The organism is Klebsiella sp. HMSC16A12 (assembly GCF_001808265.1).
Taxonomy (GTDB): Bacteria; Pseudomonadota; Gammaproteobacteria; order Enterobacterales; family Enterobacteriaceae; genus Klebsiella; species Klebsiella pneumoniae.
The window spans coordinates 119,447-138,100 of the sequence record NZ_KV792611.1 but is presented as its reverse complement, the minus strand read 5'-3'; the positions used below and the strand labels follow the sequence as shown (position 1 = coordinate 138,100).

14 protein-coding genes and 1 pseudogene are annotated in these 18,654 nt (G+C 58.2%); 2 read left to right on the top strand and 13 right to left on the bottom strand.

All coding sequences use genetic code 11. From position 1 onward, the window contains the following. The 11 genes and pseudogenes from tli1 (HMPREF3140_RS13895) to tssB form a co-directional block, all read right to left on the bottom strand. Positions 1-431: T6SS immunity phospholipase A1-binding lipoprotein Tli1-KP (gene tli1, locus HMPREF3140_RS13895; RefSeq protein ID WP_070553010.1), on the bottom strand; the 431-nt coding region annotated here is incomplete at its 3' end. 68 nt (positions 432-499) lie between these two features. Continuing rightward, positions 500-1,027 carry a T6SS immunity phospholipase A1-binding lipoprotein Tli1-KP gene (gene tli1 / locus HMPREF3140_RS13890; RefSeq protein ID WP_070553009.1) on the bottom strand — a complete coding sequence of 176 codons (528 nt, stop codon included), beginning with the start codon at positions 1,025-1,027 and terminating at the stop codon, positions 500-502. Between the two features lie 62 nt (positions 1,028-1,089). Next, a complete protein-coding gene (locus HMPREF3140_RS13885) occupies positions 1,090-1,869 on the bottom strand; it encodes a DUF4123 domain-containing protein (RefSeq protein WP_032411394.1) in 780 nt (259 codons plus the stop codon). After that, positions 1,870-4,239, bottom strand: coding sequence for a type VI secretion system Vgr family protein (locus HMPREF3140_RS13880; protein WP_074195518.1), 2,370 nt, complete (start codon positions 4,237-4,239; stop codon positions 1,870-1,872). 1 nt (position 4,240) lies between these two features. Beyond that, on the bottom strand, positions 4,241-6,895 hold the full coding sequence (gene tssH / locus HMPREF3140_RS13875; RefSeq protein ID WP_032411390.1) for a type VI secretion system ATPase TssH: 2,655 nt from the start codon (positions 6,893-6,895) through the stop codon (positions 4,241-4,243). A gap of 264 nt (positions 6,896-7,159) precedes the next feature. Beyond that, positions 7,160-7,651 (bottom strand): type VI secretion system effector Hcp, encoded by a 492-nt coding sequence (gene hcp / locus HMPREF3140_RS13870; RefSeq protein WP_002902160.1) that lies wholly within the window; start codon positions 7,649-7,651, stop codon positions 7,160-7,162. Between the two features lie 4 nt (positions 7,652-7,655). Continuing rightward, positions 7,656-9,362 (bottom strand): OmpA family protein, encoded by a 1,707-nt coding sequence (locus HMPREF3140_RS13865; protein ID WP_032411388.1) that lies wholly within the window; start codon positions 9,360-9,362, stop codon positions 7,656-7,658. Continuing rightward, positions 9,359-10,048 (bottom strand): type VI secretion system protein TssL, short form, encoded by a 690-nt coding sequence (gene tssL / locus HMPREF3140_RS13860; RefSeq protein ID WP_004176431.1) that lies wholly within the window; start codon positions 10,046-10,048, stop codon positions 9,359-9,361. The genes HMPREF3140_RS13865 and tssL overlap by 4 nt, the downstream gene beginning before the upstream one ends. Continuing rightward, positions 10,045-11,388: a type VI secretion system baseplate subunit TssK gene (tssK, locus tag HMPREF3140_RS13855; protein WP_165454736.1), complete on the bottom strand. Its 1,344-nt coding sequence runs from the start codon at positions 11,386-11,388 to the stop codon at positions 10,045-10,047. Before tssK ends, tssL begins: the two co-directional genes overlap by 4 nt. A gap of 9 nt (positions 11,389-11,397) precedes the next feature. Next, positions 11,398-12,942: pseudogene (tssC, locus tag HMPREF3140_RS13850) on the bottom strand (type VI secretion system contractile sheath large subunit). Positions 12,943-12,984: 42 nt separating this feature from the next. After that, the gene (gene tssB / locus HMPREF3140_RS13845; protein WP_004176434.1) at positions 12,985-13,476 is read right to left on the bottom strand and encodes a type VI secretion system contractile sheath small subunit; all 492 of its coding nucleotides are present in this window, start codon (positions 13,474-13,476) and stop codon (positions 12,985-12,987) included. Between the two features lie 640 nt (positions 13,477-14,116). On the opposite strand from tssB, the gene HMPREF3140_RS13835 reads away from it, so the two are divergent. After that, a complete protein-coding gene (locus tag HMPREF3140_RS13835; RefSeq protein WP_004190556.1) occupies positions 14,117-14,683 on the top strand; it encodes a DJ-1/PfpI family protein in 567 nt (188 codons plus the stop codon). 198 nt (positions 14,684-14,881) lie between these two features. Here HMPREF3140_RS13835 and HMPREF3140_RS13830 read toward each other — a convergent pair whose 3' ends face one another. After that, complete coding sequence (locus tag HMPREF3140_RS13830; protein ID WP_070553008.1) at positions 14,882-16,414, bottom strand: HD domain-containing protein; 1,533 nt, start codon at positions 16,412-16,414, stop codon at positions 14,882-14,884. A gap of 216 nt (positions 16,415-16,630) precedes the next feature. Next, the gene (locus tag HMPREF3140_RS13825; protein ID WP_015958240.1) at positions 16,631-17,365 is read right to left on the bottom strand and encodes an SDR family NAD(P)-dependent oxidoreductase; all 735 of its coding nucleotides are present in this window, start codon (positions 17,363-17,365) and stop codon (positions 16,631-16,633) included. Positions 17,366-17,528: 163 nt separating this feature from the next. Between HMPREF3140_RS13825 and HMPREF3140_RS13820 the strand changes: the two genes are divergently transcribed. Then, on the top strand, positions 17,529-18,443 hold the full coding sequence (locus tag HMPREF3140_RS13820) for a LysR family transcriptional regulator (protein WP_004176438.1): 915 nt from the start codon (positions 17,529-17,531) through the stop codon (positions 18,441-18,443). Positions 18,444-18,654 lie beyond the last annotated feature (211 nt).

Genomic DNA, 18,654 nt, shown 5'->3' with positions numbered 1-18,654 from the left:
TCGCAGGGTAAAAAGTGCACCGTAATGCCGCATACATCCTGGCCGTTATAGTCGGGCAGCAGGACGGTCTTACTGTGCTGCCTCTTTTGGGCATCAATCCCTTTTTTCCAGGCAAGGTATTTCGCCTCATCAGCAAACCCCGGGAAACCCGCGGATGAACCCTGCCCGGTTTCCCAGTCAACACGCACCGTCATACCCGGCGTCCAGCGGGCGGGCACGCTGAAGCAGCAGCCGCCTCCGCCCCCCTGAAACGGGCCTATTGAATCGATGCCCGACTGGCCATTGATACTGAAGTGGTTGATTGCCCATTTGGTGTGGTTGATGGCTTTTATTGTTCCACCACCGCCGCCTCCGGCCTGTGCGGCAGGCTGCGCGCAGCCGGTTAACAGCAGCAGACCCGCCAGCAGCGGGCTGATTAATGCAGATTTCATCGGACTCTCCCTGTCGGGTTGAGGGTAATTAAGTGAGGGTGACGCAATCCAGGGGAAACGGAGGCATGCTACTCCGGACAGACGGCCGGCTCCTTCATCCTGACGGGCTCTTTTATCGGATAGTTCGCATTTCTCGGTGACCAGCAGCTGGTGGTCACCTTCACGTCATCGCAGGGTAAAAAGTGCACCGTAATGCCGCACACATCCTGGCCGTTATAGTCGGGCAACGGGACGGTTTTGCTGTGCTGACGGTTCTGAGCCTTCATTTTCTTAACCCAGGCAAGGTACTTTTCATCATTACCAAAGCCAGGGGAACCTTCTGTATCACCCACCCCGGTTTCCCAGTCAACGCGCACCGTCATACCCGGCGTCCAGCGGGCGGGCACGCTGAAGCAGCAGCCGCCTCCGCCCCCCTGAAACGGGCCTATTGAATCGATGCCCGACTGACCATTGATACTGAAGTGGTTAATTGCCCATTTTGTGTGGTTGATGGCGTCAATGGTGCCGCCACCGCCGCCGGCCTGTGCGGCTGGCTGTGTGCAACTGGTTAACAGCAGCAGACCCGCCAGCAGCGGGCTGATTAATGCAGATTTCATCGGACTCTCCCTGTCGGGTTGAGGGTAATGAAGAGAGGGGGTACTCAGCCAGACCAGGCTTTTCATTCTGAAAGTCTCTCACTGGTTTTTACGTCGGCAAGCCACTTCTTCATTACCCAGTCTTCACGAGCGTCATCCAGAAGAAGGTCCTGGCGTGTCGCCTCCACCATGCCCTGGTAACAGGCCGAAAATAGTGACTGTCTCGAGTCAAACATGCCCGCAGGCGGAGCACAGTGCGACAACATGACGATGACATCGCTGATACACATCAGATGCTCGAGCTGGCGATCGCTGAGTTCTATTTTTGGCGCCTTTTCATCGCGTTCCGGTGGGAGACCACTGCCTTTGATGCCTTTCGCCTGGCCGTCAAGATCCTGCCACGCCCAGAACAGGGCCGGACGCATCAATGGCTCTTGCTGCTCGTCACTGAGAATGTGCGTAAACAACAGCGGAAATACCCGGGTATCGTAAAAGCGTAAAATTCCACTGCGCCCTTCCTGCAGAATATCCATGCACTGCGTGAGCCAGTTCGCCAGCGCCGAAAAGGGCCAGTACGTGCAGAACAGGAGCAGCGGCGCCTGGCTGGCAAGTTGCTGGCTGATATCCTGTAACCAGCACATTTGCTCAAGATCATCAAGCGTAAAGCGCGCCACCAGCGGAGCATCATCGACAATAAATGCTTCCGGAAGTCCATGAAAAAGCGACTGCCACTCAACTGACAGCGAATTCAGCGCCGGAATAACGGAAAAATCCACCCCCGCCTGATCGATAATGACATGCAGATAATCCGTTCCGAAAGCCCGACAGGTTCCGGCGACCTCCTCAATCCATTGTCTGGTCATCTATGCCTCCCGCGGCACGAAGCCCTGCGCCAGCGCCTGGGCTTTTTTAAGGCACTCTTTACACACCGATGCCGGTAGCTCAGGCAAGGGAAACTCCTCGCTGACCGGCCCCTGCAAATCATGCTGCCCCTTAAGGCTAATCACCCCCGGTCCGTGGATCTGTACCTCTCCCTGCGGGGTAAGACGGATATATGCGCCGCCGCAACCCAGGGTGATGCCATTTTTAGCCGTCAACTGCAGATGCCCCTGGGTTGACTGGACGGTGATATCTTTTAGCGCGGTCAGCGATAGAATATCGCCGTGCGACTCTACTTGCAGCGGACCTTTGGCGGAGAACAGCCTCATCCCCTCCTGTTGCGCCAGCAGTGAAATAGCCTGGCTGGCATTCAGAGAACAGCGCTGTGCCGTGGTGATGTTGACCTCTCCCAGGCTCTGCAGATACAGCCCGTTACCGCTGTGCAGGAGGGTTGTTTCCGGCGTGACTGCGGCAATCCCCTGCGGGGCCGACATCAGCAATGTCGGCTGTTTAAGATCGCTGGCGCCTGTGGTCAGTGCGCTTAATGGGCCGGTGTCTGGGATAACATTATGATGGGTTTGCGTAATGCTTCCCCATTCCGTGACCTGATTCACCGCACCTTTCAGCAAACTGACCGCCGGCTCCATCGCCAGCACCTGCCCCTGAGCCTGCGCCTGTCCGTCCGCGCTGATAAATATCCCTTTCTGTGCCCGGATAGCTCCCCAGCTGTCGGTTCTCAGCTCAAAGCCTTCGCCGCGCGGCTGCCTGTCACTGTCCACCAGGTGCCCCAGGTTCAGCTGGCTTTTACCGCCGTACTCCGTGCTGACCTTGATATGTTCTTTCCCGCGCTCATCGTCGAGGCGGATTTTGTTGTTGGCCGGGGTGCGCAGGACGTTACGTTTGTCATTGCGGATGGTGACGTGGTCGCCGTGCGCCGAGTCGTGCAGCACGCCCGCGATATACGGCCGGTCAGGGTTACCATCCTCAAAGCCAATCGCCACCTCCGTCCCGGCCAGCAGCGGCAGGTGCAGGCCGTAGGTGTCTCCGGCATACGGCCGCGACTGGCGGACCCACAGGCTCTCGAACCCGGTTTCCCAGCGCGCCCGGTCAAACAGCATATTCACCCGGTAGCGTCCGTGTTTATCGATATGCCCGTAGGTGTCGTTTTCCCGGGTGCTGGTCACGCGGGCCGGCAGCGTCCCGGCCATCACCGGACGCGCGCCGGGCTCAGGCCGGTAGCCGACGTCCGGGCTGTCCGGTATGCCGGCAAACTCCACCGCAAAGTCGGCATCGCGCCGGGCGTGGCTGTGCATCGCCGTGACGAGCACGCCATCAGCAAACTCCCCGGCCACCTCCTCTCCGCCGGTGACCTTCAGCACCTGTCCCGGGCAGAGCGTCGGGCAGCTGGTGGTGGCCTGCATCCGGGTCTGGCCGTTCAGATAACGCTCATGACGAAGACGGGCGTAAAACGCCCCGGACTCCGGCGCCGGATGGCGGTCATGGACATTCCCCGCGGTCAGGTAGTTATCTCCCCAGTGGTAAGCCTCACCAAAGGTGGTGGTCTCCCCGCGGGTGACATCCACCTGCGCGTTCATGTCCGCCGTCGCCTCGCGGTAGTTGTAGTCGCGGGTACTGACCTGCTGCTCCACGACGCGGTGGCGGCATGCCATCTCCCACACCGCGTCCACCCCGGCCGACTGCTGCCCTGACGGCGGGACCGAAGGCAACGTCAGCCCCTTCTCATAGCCCTGCTGACTGTCGCAGAACTCAGCGACGTCGATGTGCAGCCGCGTGTCGGCGGTAAAGCGAAACCAGATCCCCACCTCACCCAGCAGCCGGGTGATAAAGCGCAGGTCATCCTCGCCGTACTGCATCACCTGCTCGCGGCGCGGATACGTTTTTGTCAGCGAGAACAGAAAATCCTGACCGCGCAGGCCGTGGCGCTCGCGGAGGATTTTTTCCACAATCTGCGGAACGGACTGGTCCTGGTAAATGGCGTTCTGGTGCGAGCGGTTAAGCAGCGCCAGGCGCGGCTGAAGCGTCAGCGCGTAGTGCGTTTCATCCCTGGAGGTACTGAGCCGTTCAAACCCCGTCACCACGCCCTGGATCACCCGCACGGGTTGCTGAACATTGATGCCGAAGCCCTGAGCCACCGGCGCCTGCAGCGTCAGGGAGGCTGCCTTCATCAGCATCATCTCTTTGCTGATGGCATGGTCTGCGCTGGTGAATTCAATACGGTAGCGGAACGGCTGGCTCAGGGCTTCATCGCCCTCGAAGGCCAGCACATCAAGCCCGGCTTCACATCCCTTCACCGAAAGCAGGTGGTGGTTATGGCTGAACAACAACGATTTCACGCTACTCATCGGATATTGTCCCCTCGTCAAACGCCATCACGACGCCTTCCTCTTCGTGATACCCCAGCGTCACCTGGCGCGGTTTCTGCCCCGCCGCCATATGGCTCAATAGCTGCTGACTCAGTGCCGGCAGGATCTGCTGATTGAGCAGACTGTCGACGTTACGGGCGCCGGTATCCGGCAGCAGGCAGGCCTCGGTCAGCGCGTCGAACAGGCTCTCGCTGAGGGTGGTGGTGATTCCGTAATGGCAAGCCAGACGCTGACTTACCTGCCCGAGCTTCATGCCGACAATGGCGCGCAGCGCTCCCGCCGGCAGCGGACGGTAAATCACCGTCTGGAAGCGGGCCAGCAGCGCCGGCTGGAAGTGGCCGCGCAGCACCGGGCGCAGCAGCTCGTGCAGGTCTGATTCGCTGGCCTGCGGCTGTTCATCCAGCAGCTGCATCAGGAGGTCGCTACCGAGGTTGGCGGTCATCAGGATCACGGTGTTGCGAAAGTCGATTTCACGCCCCTCGCCGTCGCGCATTACCCCCCGGTCGAAGACCTGGTAGAACAGGTTCATCACATCGCGATGGGCCTTTTCCACCTCATCGAGCAGCACCACGCTGTAGGGGCGTTTGCGCACCGCCTCGGTCAGGATCCCGCCCTGGCCGTAGCCGACGTAGCCCGGCGGAGAACCCTTCAGCTGGCTGACGGTGTGCGGCTCCTGGTACTCGGAGAGATTGATGGTGATCAGCGCTTTCTCGCCGCCGAACAGCGCATCGGCCAGGGCGAGCGCCGTTTCCGTTTTGCCGGTGCCGCTCGGTCCGACCAGCAGGAACACCCCCTGCGGACCGTTCTCCGGCGTCAGGCCGGTTTTCGCGGCACGCAGGCGCCGGGCAATAGCGCTCAGGGCCGCCTCCTGGCCAACCACCCGTTTGCCGAGACTCTCTTCCAGGCTCAGCAGTTCCGTCTGCTCATCTTTCATTAGCGAGGAGAGCGGCACGCCGGTCCAGTCGGCAATCACCGTCGCCACGGTGCGGACGTCGACGTCCAGCCCGAGCAGCGGATTGCCCTGCTGGACGGCGATAAGCGCGGTTTGAAGATCGCTAATTTCCGCCTGGCGGGAGATATCGCGGCGACAGGCGAGCAGCGCTTCCGTCAGCTGCAGCTCCTGACCATACTGAGTTTCAAAGGTATCCAGCGCCAGAATAAGGCGGATCTCCTCCTGCTCAATGGCCGCCAGCCGATCGCCGCGGGCGCTGTTGCCCAGCGCAATATCTTCCAGCAGCGCCTGCTTCTCCATTGCCAGCGCGGTGAGCTGCGCCTTCATGCGGGTCAGCGGCTCAGGCACGGTATCCAAACTCATACGCAGGCGGGCGGAAGCGGTGTCGAGTAAATCCACTGCCTTGTCCGGCAGCTGGCGACCGGTGAGATAGCGTCGTGACAGCGTCACGGCGGCGCGCACCGCATCATCCGTGATATGCACGCCGTGGTGGTCGGCATAGCGGGACTTCAGGCCGCGCAGCATCAGGCAGGCGGTGTCGTCGTCCGGCTCATCCACCTTGACCATCTGAAAGCGGCGCTCCAGCGCGGCGTCGCGCTCGAAGTACTGCTTGTATTCACTCCAGGTGGTGGCGGCGATAGTCCGCAGTTCGCCCCGGGCCAGCGCCGGCTTCAGCAGGTTGGCGGCATCCGCGCCGCCCGCCTGATTACCCGCACCGATGATCGTGTGCGCCTCGTCGATAAACAGCAGCACCGGCGAAGGCGACTGCTGTACCGCCTCAATGATATTTTTCAGCCGCTGCTCGAACTCGCCTTTGACCCCGGCGCCGGCCTGCAGCAGACCGAGGTCAAGGGTGCGCACCGACACTGGCTTCAGCGCGTCGGGGACGTTGCCTTCGGCAATGCGCAGCGCCAGGCCTTCCACCAGAGCGGTCTTGCCCACGCCCGGCTCACCGACGAGGATTGGGTTGTTTTTTCGCCGACGGGAGAGAATATCCACCATCTGGCGGATTTCCGTGTCGCGTCCGAACACCGGGTCAATCTGGCCGTCTCTGGCTTTGGCGGTGACGTCGAGAGTGAATTTGTCCAGCGCGTTCTGCAGCGCCGGGTTGAGCCCATCCGCATTCAGTTCGCTGCCCGCAGGACGCCCCACAAATTCCACGTCCCCGCCATGGGGCTGCGCCAGCGCCGCTTCCTGCTGCGCTGGCGGACGTTCGTCGGACTGGGCATCCAGCAAGGAGCGCAGGCGTTCCAGCTGACGCTGGCCCAGCGTTAACAGCGGCCACAGGCCATCGCACTGGATCAGATTCTGTTTTTCAACCAGCGCCATCAGCAGGTGAACACTGCGGATCTGCGCTTCGCCGCTGAGAGAGGCAATCAGCCAGGCCTCCTGCATCAGCCTCAGGGTATGGTCAGAGAGCTGGGGACGATGACGTACCGAGCGCGGCTGTTTATCCAGCCAGCTCAGCAGATCCTGCCACAGCGCATCCATATCCCATTCATAGCGCCGCGCCAGCACCGTCAGATCGCCTTCCCCCTGTTCCAGCAGCTTAAGCAGCCAGTGCTCAGGCAGGATCTCGGCATGCGCCCGGGTCTGGCACAGGGAGGCCGCCCCCTCCATTGCGCGGGCACAGCAGGGATTAAGACGGCGTAACAGGCTGGCTGGATTTTCCATGAGATCCTCTCTTATTGTTTCCGGACACGCTACCGCCCGTCGCTGTTCCTGAACAGGAACCCCAAGCGCACAAGGTCAGGCAGACAGATTGTGTTTTTCTTTGCTGAGAACCCGTATCTCAGGCGTTCAGCAAAAAACGGCGGGCAGAGAAACGCTGCCCGCATCAGGCGATCGCCCGCAATAATCCCCGGCCGCAGAGATAACGATGCGGCCGGGATGAGCGAACGTCGCCTGCGCGCCAGCGGCGCGAAATATGACGGGCAATTACGCGGTGGCGCGTTCGTTCCAGCTATCGGAGTGAATGATGTTGCCGTCTTTATAGGTCCAGGTGATCTTCTCGTAGCGCAGCTCAATCTGTTCCAGATGGTTGTGCTTCTCGTAGGCGGGGTTTTTGATGTCGTGCATCAGGGGATTCACTTTCACCACCTTGACGTTCTCAAGTTTGGTATTGAAATACTCCACTTCCTGGCCGGCATCGTTGATTCGGTACCACTTGAACTCAGCGGATTTCAGGGTCTGGCCGGTGGTCACTGCCTTGTACAGGTAGGGGCTGGAGGAGTCGATCTCCTTGGTGAACAGGAACGGCGTATGAATACGCGTGCCGGTCAGTTTGCCGGTGTTGTTATCGGTCGGGATGTACAGGTTATGCTCCTGGGCCACCACTTCGATACTGCCTTCACGATCCTGAACGTCGACAGACCCTTTAATGTCCGCGCCGCCGTCGTCTTTCAGCCAAAGATAAACAGGAATTGCCATGGAATTACTCTCCATTGTGTAGTGAAGCGCCATCATCCTGGGATGACGCAGAGGGTTGGTCCGGTAACCGGCAGGCGTCTACCTGCGGCACCAGACTGATTTCGACACGACGGTTCAGCGCACGGCCTTCCGGCGTATCGTTTGTTGCAATTGGTCGGCTTTCGCCATAGCCCTGAACGGCAAAGCAGCTGTCCGGCACGTCGCCGGTATCGCGCATCCAGTCGCGGACCGATTCCGCACGTTTCAGCGACAATAGCTGGTTGGCTTTTTCCTCACCCACGCTGTCGGTGTGACCCGCCACCACGATCAGCCACCCGGGCCTGGCCTTAATGTCCATCAGCGAGCTGACCAGCCGCTTTGTCGAACCAGGCTTCAGTACCCATTTCCCGGTATCGAATAGCGACATGCTGTCAAGGCGGATGACGTTCGGCGCGACGCGCTGCACCGGCCTGGGCGGCGGCGGAGGCGGCACGTAACCGCGAATCGCCTCCAGCAACGGCAGGCGAATCTGCTCCCCGTGATACAAGCCCAGACTCAGGCGCAGCGGGACGCCGTTACGCGCCCAGCTATCAAGCAGCGCGGCATCTTCACGCAGCACCCTGACAGCGCTGGCTTTTGGTCGATAATCATCCATCGCAATCCGCTCATAACGGGCAATATCGACGCCCACGCGCTGCAGCAGTTGTCGATTGTTCCAGCCACTGCTGAGCAGCGCGGCGACAGCCGCGAGGGTGAAAATCGCGAGCGCCGCGCGCCAGGCCCTGCCTCGTGGCGTGAGTCCCCGTCCCGCCGGTAACTGCGGCAGGATGAATTCCGGCAAAGCTGAAGCGTCCCCGGTGTCGCTCTCATCTGGCTGCCAGCCAGCTACCCGCGACAGGCCGCTATGTCGGGATAACCACGTCGTCCAGGCCGACGATGCCAGACTTCCGGGCAGCGAGGGCCCGAGGCCCCACAGCACGGCCGCAGGGGTCAGAGGTGGCAGGTCGGTATTCTCTTCCGTCAACACGGCATAGACGTGCTGTTCAGACCAGCCCATCAGGCTGTTCATCAGCACCTGCTGCTCCAGCGCGGCCGCCCCGCCGGCGCTTACCCAGGCCGGTACGGAACAGGGGGCGCAGGAGGGCTGCCAGACTTTCACCGCTTCACCCGGTATCGCCGCCTGCCACAACAGGTCGCGACTCATCGCGCTGCCCACCTGCCCCTGCAGCGCCAGCGGTACGGCATACCCCATCTGCTGGCGCAGCTGGCTGAGTTGCCAGCGCAGGGCCAGCAGAGCGCTGGTCAGCGCATCGCTTTGCGCATGCCGCTGCGGGCAGACGCAGAGCAGCACCGACAGCTGAGGCCCCCATTCCGGCCGCTGGCTCAATACCTGGCGCGCGACCTGCTGCAGCTCCTCCGTCTTTTCAACGCGGATCCAGCAGCCCTGTTTGACCACTCGCACCGGTGACGCTGGCGGCCAGACACACGGCAGGTCGCCGCAAACGAGGACCACCGGCTGGCGATAAGCGCCCTCCGGGAGAGGGGCCAGGGTTGATGCGACGTTACGTCCGGTACGACGACTGGCGATGCGCCAGATCCCGATGATCAGGGCCAGCGTGACCAGCAGAATGAGCCACGCCCCCCAGCGGGGAACCGGCAAAAATAGCAGGCACACCAGCGCACTCAGCAGACTGGCCCACAGCGCCAGCCCACGCTGCTGCGCGGGGCTCATTTCACCTCCCCCGGTAACAAGGTCAGCAGCAGGTGATCGAGCCAGTGGTTGAGCCCCCACCACAGGGCGAGTACCACCACCACGCTCAGGCCAATACGTACCGGCCATGGGGCCAGCCAGCCGCTTATCCCCAGGCCGGCGCGACTCTCTACCAGTACGGGAGCGGTAGCCGGGCACTGAAAAGGAGGAACACGCTCACCGAGCGCGTTGACCAGCTTCAGGCGCTCGGGGTCGTGGAGGGAGCGAAAGCTGCCAATAAAACCCAGCAGCATCACCCGCTGAAAACAGGTGACCACGGCCAGGTTGGGCGCCGGTTCACGCAACACATCACGCATCCGCTCGCACAGGGTGTCGCCGGCGTCCATGGTGCCGAGGAAGTGCCCCTGCAGCGGAATGTCATACCACTGCAGGCAGGCCTCATCCTCCACGCCGCGCCCTTTCACGGCTTCATCGAGCAGCGCGCACTGGGCGGTGAGAATATGCTGACAGCTGGCGTCATCAAGCCCGCTCGCCTTCAGCTCATGTTGCACGCGCTCGACATCAGCAATACAGCGCTGCCATAGCGTGTACCCTTCCTCATCGCGGAACTGCGGGCCGTGGCGCAGGCTGATAACCTGCAGCCAGGTGTTCTGCAGCAGCGCATCAATATCAATGGACGCGGCGTTGCCGCGTTTAGGCTCATTCACGTTCGTAGTACCGCAAAAAGTTCAAGTTCAGGCTCACCGAGCATCCCCGGGACGTAAAACATACAGGTGCCGCTCTGCAGCATTTCCGTTGCCAGAGGGTGGGACACATCGAGGCTGAAATACTGATTTTCCAGACGCAGCGGGATCGCCGCCGGCACATGACGCAATGGCGTGAGGGGCACCCCTGTCCGCGAGGAGTTGACGATGGCTTTGACATGATCCGGACTGCCCACTTTGCACTGGCGCGGAAACTGCTCCTGCAGTTGGGCGACCGGTACCGACGAACGAACCGACAGGTAGTAATCAGCCCCTACCCGCAGCCGGGCATCGTGCAGACGCGCCTGCCAGAAGTGCAGCCGGACATCATGCTCCAGCGCAATCGCCACCACCCGCGATGGCAGGCTCGCCTCCAGCAGGTCGCTCAGTAAATCAAACAGCGGCGGAAAAACCGCGTTCAGCTGGTCATGCTGATAGATCGGGACGGCATTCGCCTGATGGGTGAGCGAAAAGGTCAGCAGGCTACCAGCCAGGCGCACCAGCTCCGGGTAGAGGCGTTCCGGCGGGCTTTGCCGGTAACGCAGAAAGTACCCCAGCACCGGTTCGGCGCTGTTCAGCGCATTCAGCAACCAGAACAGAGAGACATCGGCTACGGCAAAATCAGCCATCCGTTCATTGCTTTCGCGACGCATGGCCATCAGGCGCGTCAGACGAGCCCGGAGCTGGACGAGCAGCTGTTCAAGCTGCGTCGCCAGCCAGCGGCTGCCCTGGATCTGCAGCAGCGGCGGGAGAAACGTCTCGTCGATAAGCCAGGCCCCCTGCGAGTCCCGCTGCAGGCGAACAAGCGGACAGGTCAGGTAATCGCTGTTGTCCTGGTGGGCGAAGCGGAGGGTCAGCTCCGGCTGTATGACGGCAATCTGCCGGGTATCATCCCCAAACTGGTTACGGACATCGCGCCAGCGCTGCCGGAAGCGCACCGGCCTTTCGGCCACCTCCTCCGGCTTCAGACAGTTGCCGCCATTCGCCTGCATCAGGGGCAGCGCCAGCACGATCACCGCCTCGCCGGACGCGCCGTCCAGCGACAGCGCGGACGGCAGCGCATCGGCATTGTCCGTATCAATCATCGTGCCATCCTGGAACCGGACCTGCAGCCTGTGAGCCTGCAGGCGGCCCAGTTTGAGCATCTCTGGTTCGAAGGTCGCCTCAACCACTCCCCAGGGGTGGTTAAGACCCATCCGGGCAATCACTTCCGCAGTCCAGGCTGCATACGCAGCCTGCTGTTGAAAATGCTGAGGCGACACCATAATGCCCCGGCCCCACAACGGACGTTCCGTTTTCATCATCGTCCGAACCTACGCCTTCGCCTTTGGCATCTGGCTAACCAGCGACAGATTGACGTCCATCCCCTCGACCTGGAAGTGCGGCACCGCGTACAGCTTCACGCGGAAGAAGCCCGGGTTATCCTCGATATCTTCCACCACCACGCTGGCATCGCGCAGCGGATGGGAGGCCTGCAGCTCGTCGCCGGGGTCGGTCATTTAGGTCACCAGGCTCCGCACCCAGGTGTTCAGCTCCAGCTCCAGCAGACGCCGGTCCTTGGTGGTGCCGATATTCTCGCGCTGGATCATCTTCAGGCAGTGCGCGATGCGCGACAGCAGGAAGATATAAGGCAGACGCGCGTTGATACGGCTGTTGGCGGTGGCGTCGGCGGTATCGTACAGCGCCGGTTTCTGCGCGGAGTTGGCCGAGAAGAAGCAGGCGTAATCGCGATTTTTGTAGTACGACAGCGGGATAAAGCCCAGGCTGGCGAACTCAAACTCCCGCGTTTCCGGGATCATCACCTCGGAAGGAATTTTCACCTGGTTGCCGGTGCCCAGATCGTACAGATGGATGGGCAGATCTTTCACCGCGCCGCCGGCCTGCGGACCGCGAATTTGCACGCACCAGCCGTTATTGACAAAGCTCTTCACCATATTGGAAGCGAAGGAGAACGCCGCGCTGGTCCAGAGATATTTTTCGTGGTCCGGACCTTTCACCTGCTCGACATAGTTGAAGCTGCGCACCGGCACGGTGTCCGGACCGTACGGCAGACGACCCAGCACGCGCGGCATCACCAGACCGATGTAGCGGGCATCGTCAGTTTCGCGAAACGCCTTCCAGCGGATATATTCCGCACGATCGAAGTAGTTGCCGATATCCTTAATGGCAGCCACCTCTTCCATGGTCTCTTTCAGGAAGAAGGCCGGGCCGACGGCGCCGATAAACGGCATATGGGCGGCCGCAGAAACCCGGGAGATATTGCGCAGCAGCGCCACATCCTGCGGGCTGGCGTCGAACTCATAGGCCGAGATCACCGAGCCGATCGGCTCGCCGCCGGGAGTGTCATACTCCGCGGTACAGGTGTGCCAGTAGAGGCCGCTCTGGATAAGCTCCGGCGCGTCCTCAAAGTCCTGGCGCAGATCGTCTTTGGCGACGTCGAGGATCTCCGTTTTGACGTTCTGCCGATAGTCGGTGTTGTCCACCAGCTGTTTGAGGCCGCGCCACAGGGATTCGACCTGCTGAAACTCCTGATGGTGCATCACCGCGTCCAGCTGACGGCTTATCTGGAAATCCAGCTCGGCGATATGGTGGTCGATCAGCGTTTTGTCGAGCTTTTCCACCCGCTGGCCGGACTGACGGATGCGTTCCATAAACACCTGCATCGCCGCGGTGAGACGTTCCGCCGCCGGCGCCTCGGAGAGCGCGGCATCGTCCAGAAAGTCGTTGATATCCCCGAGGCGAGACGCCGGGGTGAGATTAATTTTTTGAAACAGCGAGGCGTAAACGCCCTCGCCCGCGCTGTTTTCCTGCAGCGTGGTTTGCCCCTGAACAGGGGCGTTTTCTGTGGTAACAGACATTAGCATTTTCCCGGTTAATCCATTAACAGACTTGCCCCGCACTTATTTCGGGGCAAGCGCACTCATTTCGTCGCGTAATTCCTGGGACAGCGCCGGATCTTTCAGGATTGCCTCAAGCTCTTTTCTGAAAGTGGCGTTATCGAGCAGATTGGATTTGAGATCGCGTAATAAATTACGCATCGCCAGCATGGCGCGGAGTTGCGGAATTTGCCGGGCAACCTGCTCCGGTTCAAAATCTTTGATGTCGGTAAAACGCAGTCTGACGTTCTCCTCTTCGCCATTGCCGGCCAGCGTATTCGGCACCGAGAGGTTAACTTCCGGGCTAAATTCCGAAAGTACGCTGTTAAAATTATTTTTATTGACGTTGATTTTTTCTCTTTCCGATAAAGGCCGGTTTTCCTTCCCATGACTAAAATCGCCAATGGTAAGCAGCTTCAGCGGCAGTTCGACCTTCTTTTGCGCGCCGCCGGTATGAAGAGATAATTTGAGATTAATGCGCGCCCTGGGGACTTCATTCTGGAACGTATCAGCCATAGCAGTTCCTTTCCTTAAGGAATAATTATTGAAGATATATTGATGTGAAACGTGACGATGATAAAGCAAAAATGGATTACCGATCAACTTAACCACCTAATAATTATATTTATTCATAAACACCCACTTTCACCACGAAAATAAAAGCACCATGAATATCAATATTTAAAATGTGAAACAACAGTCAATGATAAATTCAATAAATAATGCACCAAAGGAATGTTTGCAATGGATACTATAAGGCGGGCTAAAACATTAAGCGGATGAATAAAGGAAACCATAGAGACGACCGGGGCAATATAATTCGCTCATTATGCAAATTTAGCGTAACAACGCAATCAATTACTCAGAGGGAAAATATCTGGCTTCCATCCGATTGCCCCTTCGCGGCGAACGCTTAATAGTGCTGGCGCGAAATCTAAACGGTAACAATATTCTTCTGCTCCCCTTACTCCCCACAAACCGATTTTTTGCGGATAACGAGCCACAGCGCGATGTCGAACAAAGTTGTCGTTAGCAAAAAAACATGAGCCCGGTTACAAGACGCACACGACACCGTCGTCGGCATCCTGAACGGTTCGCATTCTGCAAGTCGCCAGGCTATATCTAAGACACCTTTCGCCCACAACGAGACACAAAGATGAGCAAGAAAATCCTAATGCTGGTCGGCGATTATGCCGAAGATTACGAAACGATGGTTCCTTTTCAGGCACTGCAGATGATTGGCCACCAGGTCGATGCCGTCTGCCCGGATAAAGCCGCTGGCGACTATGTCATGACCGCAATCCATGACTTTGACGGCGCCCAGACTTATAGCGAAAAGCCGGGCCATCGCTTCACGCTGAACGCTGACTTCGCCGCAGTAAAGGCCGAGAACTACGATGCGCTAGTGATCCCCGGCGGCCGGGCGCCGGAGTATCTGCGCCTGAACGAGGAGGTTATTAAACTGGTACAGGCCTTCGACGCCGCGCGTAAACCTATCGCCGCCGTCTGCCACGGCCCGCAGCTGCTGGCCGCCGCCGGTATTCTGCAGGGCCGCACCTGCAGCGCCTATCCCGCCTGCGCCCCGGAAGTGCGTTTGAGCGGCGGGCACTATGCGGATATTGGTATCGACCAGGCGCATGTGGACGGTAACCTGGTTACCGCCCCCGCCTGGCCGGCTCATCCACAGTGGCTGGCGAAATTCGCCGCCCTGCTGGCGGAATAACCATACTGAGCCGGCGTTTTTGTTGAGCCACCCGCTCCCCTGCGGGAATCTATGCCTCAGCGCGGTGTTTAGTCTCGGGTAAACGCGCTGTTGTATGTTATGCCGATGGCGGGGATGCGCCACGATTTACCGCTTATCTTCAGGGGCCGGTTAAAAAACCAGCCCCTGAAAGATTTATCGCTGCCCTGACGGGCATCATCAATTCAGCAACGCGATCTGCTTGACCACTATATCATTGATTTTATAGGTTATTTCAGGAGTTACGCGTTCTTTGATATCGCGGTCAACAAATACCCGAATGCAATATTTGATGATTTGATACTGATTTAACTTATCACCACATTCAATTAACGGTTTTATTTCGTAGCGGTTCTTAAGATCTTTCACCAAAAGCTTAACTTCGGTTTTATCCAGGTCTTTAAAGGCGCAGTCAGAGACAATATCAACGGCAAATTCATGTGGTTTGAAATGAGGCTGTAATACAGAAGTCAATAACCCGGTGAGTTGACTCTTCCACGCCTTATTTTCCTTGTCAGCGATGTTAGCTTTATACACAGAGTGTTTGGCCTCATAGACCTTCGACCATGGGTGTCGGTTAATAATGTCATCAAGTATTTTTTTATTAACCGCCTCGGTATCGCTGATATCTATCCATTCACCAACCTTGTCATTCAAAAAATAATCATCACTGCACGCCAAATAAAAATCCTTCAGCGCGTCGATGAAGCTTTCATCGCTATGGTCAACGATACGGTCGGTAACGTCAGCGATAATGACATTTTGTGGATCCTTGCTTTGCATAATCTCACATAATGTGCTCAACATCGTCGCAAAGGCGCGGTTTGTTTTATGGTAATACACCTGCGAGAAAAGGCTGGAGCGCGCCCCAATAAACTCAGCGATCGAATCAATCCCACTCTCTTTGTAAGCAAGGTACAATTTTCCCTGTTCCTCGACCGGGACAATTGACATAAACAAGCGATTGTAATCGTAGATGCCACACTTGACGCCGGAGAAATAGCCATCTCTGAGCAAGTAATCCATCCGGTCGGCATCGATCGGACAGGAAGAGATGATCGAGGTCATTAACGGCAGGATATCTGTTGCCTTTCCATTAATTTCCTCAATGATCTGTTGGTCACCGTATCTTTTTTCGATGATTTTTAACACATTTTCGATATTTATTTCGTCATCGACCTTACCTTGTTTTCTCAGATCATGATAAATCATCAGGCTGAACAACAGCGAAAGCTGTTCATGTTCAACTTTCTGTTCTGGCTTGCTTAATACATCAATGATTGAATGGTAGGCTGTGGGGAGAACATCGGAGAATTCGTGCTTACCAGGCATAAAACTCTCAAACTGGTGGGACACCGGCCCATGCCCGATGTCATGCATCAGGGCAGCGAGTCTCAACTCCTGAATGTTTTGTTTTGGTATCTGATCGATATGACCAAACACATGGCCATCATCATATTTCTTTTGATACCGTATCGCATTCAGGCGTAAATTATTGAGTATTTCACTTGATAAATGCAGCACCCCGAGAGAGTGTTCGAAGCGGCTGTGCACCGCAGAGGGAAACACCTTATATAAAAAAGAGTTCTGTTTAATGTTGCGTAAGCGCTGGAACAGGGGGTGATTGATAAAGGCAATCTCGAGTGTCGTCAAACGAATAGTGCCGTGAATGGGATCAAGGATCTTACTGGTCAATTCATTTTCAAAATCCATATCTTAAATCCTTTCATACGTGCATTAAATATATTTAGCATATTGACTGTTTATTCAACAATAATCTTGCGCATTCAGGCAATAAGGTCAATCACTAATATTTAACGAGCAACGCGGCAGATCATTATTTCCTTATCTCTCCACAGCGTCGCGCTATATCGGCATCCACTGACATATCGATTGACTACGGATGAAAACAGCCCCGGTTTTCTTCGCTCAGATGCGCATTCCCCCGGAAACCTCAATGCGCTGGGCATTCACCCAGCGATGATCATCGGATAACAGCGAGGCGATCATCGGCCCGATATCCTCTGGCAGGCCAGGTCGGCCCAGCGCCGTCATGTTCGCTACCGCCTGAGCGACCTGCGGGTTATCCCGCACCACCCCGCCGCTGAAATCGGTGGCGATGGCGCCGGGCGCCACGCAGTTCACCGTGATCCCGCGACTGCCCAGCTCAAACGCCATATAGCGAGTCAGGGTTTCCACCGCGGATTTCATGATCGCATAGGGCGCCCGGTTCGCCATCACGATGCGGGTGAGGCCGGACGAGACATTCACTATTCGCCCGCCATCGGCCAGCAGCGGCAATAGTTTTTGGCTGAGGAAGAAAACGCTCTTCACGTGGATGCGATACAGCGCATCGAATTCCGCTTCCGTGGCGTTAAGAAATCCCATGCCGCTGGCGTTGCCGGCATTATTGACCAGATAATCAAATTTATCGGCGCCCAGCTCCGTCAGCGCGCCCTGAAAAGCGCTAACAAATGCGTCAAAGGTGTCGATTTCGCCGGCGCTGAAAGGCAACGCGATCGCCCGGGCGCCCAGTGCTTCAACCCGTGTAACCACCTCGTTCGCCTCGGCAAGACGCGTTTTGTAGGTCAGTACTACATTTACGCCGCGCTGTGCCAGCGCTTCGACGGTCGCGCGTCCCAGGCCGCGGCTGCCACCTGTCACCTGTCACCTGTCACCTGTCACCTGTCACCAGGGCGATTTTTGCGCTATTGTTCATGTTTTCTCCTTTTCTCTCTGCTGAAAACATGAGCGATTATAAGCCCCTGAATGCCGACGATAAGACCGCGTTGGGCGACAGGATAGTTTTGCCAGCTGGAACAATGTCATGGATAAACTGGATACTCTGACCTTGTTTGTGCGCATCGTCGAACGGGGCTCATTCAGTGCCGCCGCCGCGGATCTGGGGGTTTCCCGGCCAGTAGCGACCGCGGCTATTAAAGCGTTGGAGGTCAGTCTCGGGGCGCGGCTGCTACATCGTACCACCCGGCACGTACGGCCGACGGCAGAAGGCTCGCTGTATTATCAGCGCTGCGTGTCCATTCTGGCGGCCCTTGAGGAGGCCAACCGCAGCGCCGGGGGGAGCATCTCCGGCACCATTCGGGTAGACGTGGCGGGCAACCTGGCGCGGACCCTGCTTCTGCCCGCACTGCCGCAGTTTCTCGCCCGCTACCCGGACATTACGCTGCAGATCGGCGAAAGCGAGCGTGACGTCGATCTGGTTCGCGAGGGAGTCGACTGCGTCATTCGCGGCGGCCATCTCCCCGACAGCGAGATGATCTGCCGGCCGCTCGCCGGGTTGCAGGAGATCACCTGCGCCAGCCCGACCTATCTCGCCCGGTACGGCACCCCGCATACGATTGAAGGACTGACGGGCCACGTGATGATCGGGTTTGTTTCATCGCGCACGCAACGTACCTTGCCGCTGAGCTTTACCCAGGATGGCCGTCAGAGCGAGGTTAGTTTGCCCTGTCGGTTGCTGACTTCCGATGCCGACGTCGGCGCCGAAGCGGCAAGGCTTGGCTTTGGCCTGTATCAGGCCCCCTTGCCCCGCCTTGAGGCCGATCTGGCGTCGGGCGCGTTAACGGAAGTGCTGGCCGATTTTCGCCCTGCGCCGCTCCCGCTCTCCCTGCTCTATCCCAGTAATCGGCAGCTCTCTGCCCGGGTACAGGTATTTATCGACTGGGTGACGGCGCTGATGAAGCCTCCCCTGGCGCAGCAGGCATCCGGAAGGCTAAAATAACGTTTGCTATTATTCACGGCACGTGCGTTAATCGTTGAGTCGATTTACCAGACAAAAAGTTATTATCTGAGTACGTGTTCTCATCTCCAGGCGTTATCCCTAATACCACCGTCCTTTGAGCAGTCCCGTTAGTAGTTTGCTTTTTCTGTAAACAGGCCCTGTCAGATCCTTGTCGGCTCCTTAAAATGTCCGCCATCTGACCCAAAACCCG

Bases quoted from the DNA above. Each gene is read 5' to 3' on its own strand.
- HMPREF3140_RS13865 (WP_032411388.1), bottom strand. From the start codon at position 9,362: ATGAGCCCCGCGCAGCAGCGTGGGCTGGCGCTGTGGGCCAGTCTGCTG.
- tssH (WP_032411390.1), bottom strand. From the start codon at position 6,895: ATGGAAAATCCAGCCAGCCTGTTACGCCGTCTTAATCCCTGCTGTGCC.
- tssB (WP_004176434.1), bottom strand. From the start codon at position 13,476: ATGGCTGATACGTTCCAGAATGAAGTCCCCAGGGCGCGCATTAATCTC.
- HMPREF3140_RS13885 (WP_032411394.1), bottom strand. From the start codon at position 1,869: ATGACCAGACAATGGATTGAGGAGGTCGCCGGAACCTGTCGGGCTTTC.
- tssK (WP_165454736.1), bottom strand. From the start codon at position 11,388: ATGATGAAAACGGAACGTCCGTTGTGGGGCCGGGGCATTATGGTGTCG.
- HMPREF3140_RS13835 (WP_004190556.1), top strand. From the start codon at position 14,117: ATGAGCAAGAAAATCCTAATGCTGGTCGGCGATTATGCCGAAGATTAC.
- tli1 (WP_070553009.1), bottom strand. From the start codon at position 1,027: ATGAAATCTGCATTAATCAGCCCGCTGCTGGCGGGTCTGCTGCTGTTA.
- HMPREF3140_RS13830 (WP_070553008.1), bottom strand. From the start codon at position 16,414: ATGGATTTTGAAAATGAATTGACCAGTAAGATCCTTGATCCCATTCAC.
- hcp (WP_002902160.1), bottom strand. From the start codon at position 7,651: ATGGCAATTCCTGTTTATCTTTGGCTGAAAGACGACGGCGGCGCGGAC.
- HMPREF3140_RS13820 (WP_004176438.1), top strand. From the start codon at position 17,529: ATGGATAAACTGGATACTCTGACCTTGTTTGTGCGCATCGTCGAACGG.